Source organism: Sulfuricaulis sp. (assembly GCF_049587675.1).
Classification (GTDB): domain Bacteria; phylum Pseudomonadota; class Gammaproteobacteria; order Acidiferrobacterales; family Sulfurifustaceae; genus Sulfuricaulis.
This window is the reverse complement of the sequence record NZ_JBAVEJ010000165.1, coordinates 1-3,944: the sequence shown is the minus strand read 5'-3', so window position 1 is coordinate 3,944 and position 3,944 is coordinate 1. Positions and strand designations below refer to the sequence as shown.

Genomic DNA, 3,944 nt, shown 5'->3' with positions numbered 1-3,944 from the left:
GCGCGCGCGCGACTTCGGCGTAGGTGATGCCAAGCTCATAAAGTGTTTCGACGTGATCCGACACGAACGCGATCGGATACACTAACATTTGTTTCACGCCCGCCGCGGCCTTCGCGCGGATCACGTCATCGGTGTACGGCCGCAGCCACTCGAGCGGCCCGACGCGGCTCTGGTAACACAGCGTGATGTGCGGCCATTTGAGCTCGGCGCACAGGGCGTCGAAGGTGGCGCGGATCTGGCGCTCGTACGGATCGCCCGCGTTCACGATTTTCTGCGGTAGACCGTGCGCGGAGAACAGCAGTTCGATGTGCTTGGGGTCGGGCTCGGGGAATTTGGCGGCCTCGGCGCGCACGGTCTCGACGCTGGCGTGCTGGTAATCGGGCTGGTCGTACCACTGGCGCACCAGCGTGACCGACGGGTGATAGTGCTGGCGCCCGCACTCGCGCTGGAACTCGTTATAGGAGCTGCCGGTGGTGGTAATGGAATAGTGCGGATACAGCGGCAGCAGGATCACGCGCGCGTAATTTTTTTTCTTGAGCATCGCGACCACTTCCGCGGTGAGCGGATGCCAGTAGCGCATGCACACGTGCACGTCGAACTCGCCGGCGCCCGCGAGTACCTTGGCCAGCGCCTCGGCCTGGGCGCGCGTGTACTCGAGGATCGGCGATTTACCGCCGATGGCAGCGTAGCCGTGGGCGGCCTCCGGGGCGCGGCGCCGCGCGATCAGCGCGGCGAACGGTCGCTGGGTGAGGAAACCGAGCGGCAGACGGAAAATATCCGGATCGGAAAAGAGGTTGAACAGAAACGGGCGCACCGCCTCCAGGGAATCCGGCCCACCCAGGTTGCACAGCACCACCGCGATACGCTCTGACATCGCCGGCATTTTACCCCCGCGCCGGTGGTTTCACCACGAAGGTGAAAATGCGATCATTGCGACCATCATCTTTAAATTAGCTTTATACCGGGGGCGTGAATGAAGGCGTATATGTGCGTCATCTGCGGCTATGTCTACGAAGAAGAGAAGGGCCGCCCGGAAGACGGCATACCTCCCGGGACACGCTGGGAAGATGTGCCGGAGAACTGGAAATGCCCCGACTGCGGTGCCGCCAAGTCCGATTTCGAGATGATCGAAATCTGAGCTAGCCGCCGTCTCCGAAGGAGCATTCGCCTCGGGCACTGGGCGCTATTTACCCCGAAATACCCGCTTCCCGGCGGGCTGCCGCGAGTGTCGTGGACTACAATGGTAGGCAGTTGCCGCACGCCACCACTTAAGGACAGGAACCGCCAAGGCAGGGACACATGAGCGCCGCCATTTGGATTTTGCTTGCCGTCGTGACGGCCTGGGGGCTGGCCGCCGCGCGCGTCCCGGGGGTCGTCTGGGCCACGGCGCTGGCCGCGGGCATCGGCCTGTGGGACATGCTCGCTCATCCCACCACTTCAGCGTCGCCCGTTGTCTGGGGCGTTTTTTTCCTTTTCGTCTTCCCCCTGATGGTGGCGCCGTTGCGTCGCGCGCTGATCAGCGCACCGCTGCAGCGTTTGATGCGCCAGATCATGCCGGCGATGTCCGATACCGAACGCGAAGCGCTCGAGGCCGGAACCGTGTGGTGGGAGGCGGAACTGTTCGGCGGCGATCCGAATTGGGAAGACCTGTTCAGCCTGCCGTTGCCGGGACTGTCCGACGCGGAGCAGGCGTTTCTCGACGGGCCGGTCGAGAAGCTGTGCGCGATGCTCGACGACTGGCAGATCACGCACGAGCGCGGCGACCTGCCGCCGGAGGTGTGGCGCTACCTCAAGGAGCAGGGCTTCTTCGGTATGATCATCCCGAAGTCGTACGGCGGGCTCGAATTTTCTGCGCAGGCACATTCCGCGGTGGTCATGAAGGTCGCCAGCCGTTCGATCACCGCCGCGGTCACGGTAATGGTGCCGAACTCGCTCGGTCCGGCGGAACTGTTGCTGCATTACGGCACCGATAAACAGAAGAAACACTATCTCCCGCGTCTGGCGCGCGGCACGGAAGTCCCGTGTTTCGCGCTGACGAGCCCCGAAGCCGGGAGCGATGCGAGCAGCATGCCCGACCGCGGCGTGGTGTGCCGCGGCGAGTTTCAGGGCAAAAAAAACGTGCTCGGCATCCGCCTCAACTGGGAGAAGCGTTACATCACGCTTGGGCCCGTGGCCACGGTGCTCGGGCTCGCGTTCCGGCTTTTCGACCCGGAACATTTGCTCGGCGACGAAGAAGAGCTTGGTATCACGCTGGCGCTCATTCCCACGGACACGCCCGGTGTGAAAATCGGCACGCGTCACAACCCGCTCGACATCGCGTTCCAGAACGGCCCCAACTGGGGGGAAAATGTTTTTATTCCGCTTGACTGGATCATCGGCGGACGTGAGCGCGTCGGCCAGGGCTGGCGCATGCTGATGGAGTCGCTGGCCGCCGGCCGCTCGATTTCCCTGCCGGCGCTGTCGGTCGGCGCGGGCAAGCTCGCCTGCCGTGCCACTGGCGCCTACGCGCGCATCCGCCGGCAATTCAAATTGCCGATCGGCAAATTCGAGGCGGTGGAAGAAGCGCTGGCGCGCATCGCCGGTTACACCTACCTGATGGACGCGGCGCGCACGCTCACCGCGCGGGCCGTGGATCTGGGCGAAAAGCCCTCGGTGGCCTCGGCCATCGTCAAATACCAGCTCACCGAACACATGCGCCGCGTGGTCAACGACGCCATGGATATCCAGGGCGGCGCCGGCATCTGTCTCGGGCCGCGGAATTTCATGGGTCGCGTGTACCAGGCGCTGCCCATCTCGATCACGGTCGAGGGCGCGAACCTGCTGACGCGCGCGCTCATCATCTACGGCCAGGGCGCGGTGCGCTGCCACCCCTACGTGCTGAAGGAAATGCAGGCAGTGGCCGATGCAGACGAATCGCGCGGCGTGAAGGTTTTCGATGAAGCGTTGTTCGGCCACCTCCGCTATACGCTCAGCAACGCCGCGCGCGCGTTCTGGCTCGGCGCCACGGATGCACGTCTGGTGCGTGTGCCGGTGGACGGACCCGTGCGGCGTTACGCGCAGCGGCTCACGCGACTGTCAAACGCCTTCGCCCTGATTTCCGACATGGCCATGCTGACGCTCGGCGGCGCGCTCAAGCGCAAGGAGAAAATTTCCGGCCGCTTCGCCGATGTATTGAGTTTCATGTATCTGGCCTCGGCGGCGATCAAGCGGTATGAAGACGATGGCCGGCCGCTAGAGGATGTTCCACTGCTGCGTTTTGCCTGCGATTACTGCCTGCACGAGGCGGAGAAAACACTGGTCGTGATCCTGAAAAATTTCCCGAACCGCTTTGTCGCCTGGCTCATGGGCGGGCTGGTGTTTCCTTCCGGCCGGCGCTATATCGTGCCAAGCGATGCCATGGACCTGGGCTGCGCCCAGCTGCTGATGGAACCCTCGTCCGCGCGCGAGCGTCTGACACAAGGGATGTATATTTCCAGGACGGCGCACGATGCCATCGGCCGGCTCGAAGACGCGCTGCCCAAGGTGATCGCGGCGGAAACGCTCGAGCGCCAGTTGGCGAAACTAGTGGAAGCGCAACCGATGCTGCTCGGCGATCACGAAGCCCAAGTGCAGGCGGCACTGGCGCAAAATATATTCAGTGCCGCGGAGGCGAAACTGGTTCGCGCGGCGTATGCCGCGCGGCGTTCGGTCATCGCCGTGGACGATTTCCCGGCCGGTGGTCCACCACGGCCTGTGTCGGGACCAACACGTAAAAAAAGGACGCGAAGCAAAACATCATGAATGGACGCAAGATCTACGTCGTCGACGGGGCGCGTACGCCGTTTCTGAAGACGCGTGGCGAACCCGGACTGTTCTCTGCCTCCGATCTCGCGGTGGCCTGCGCGCGGCCGGTGCTCGCACGCCAGCCGTTCCCGGCCACGCTGCTGGACGAGGTCATCGTCGGC

The 3,944-nt window shown here is 63.9% G+C and carries 3 protein-coding genes and 1 pseudogene; 3 read left to right on the top strand and 1 reads right to left on the bottom strand.

Annotated features, from left to right (window positions below):
- Nucleotides 1-883: ferrochelatase (gene hemH, locus WB402_RS08600; RefSeq protein ID WP_424206898.1), on the bottom strand; the 883-nt coding region annotated here is incomplete at its 3' end.
- A 90-nt stretch (nt 884-973) separates the two neighbouring features.
- Here hemH and WB402_RS08595 point away from each other — a divergent pair.
- The 3 genes and pseudogenes from WB402_RS08595 to WB402_RS08585 all read left to right on the top strand — a co-directional run.
- Nucleotides 974-1,138: a rubredoxin gene (locus tag WB402_RS08595; protein ID WP_424206897.1), complete on the top strand. Its 165-nt coding sequence runs from the start codon at nt 974-976 to the stop codon at nt 1,136-1,138.
- Between the two features lie 161 nt (nt 1,139-1,299).
- Complete coding sequence (locus tag WB402_RS08590) at nt 1,300-3,780, top strand: acyl-CoA dehydrogenase (RefSeq protein WP_424206895.1); 2,481 nt, start codon at nt 1,300-1,302, stop codon at nt 3,778-3,780.
- Nucleotides 3,777-3,944 (top strand): annotated as a pseudogene (locus WB402_RS08585) (acetyl-CoA C-acyltransferase); the annotation flags it as partial. The gene WB402_RS08590 and the pseudogene WB402_RS08585, both read left to right, overlap by 4 nt.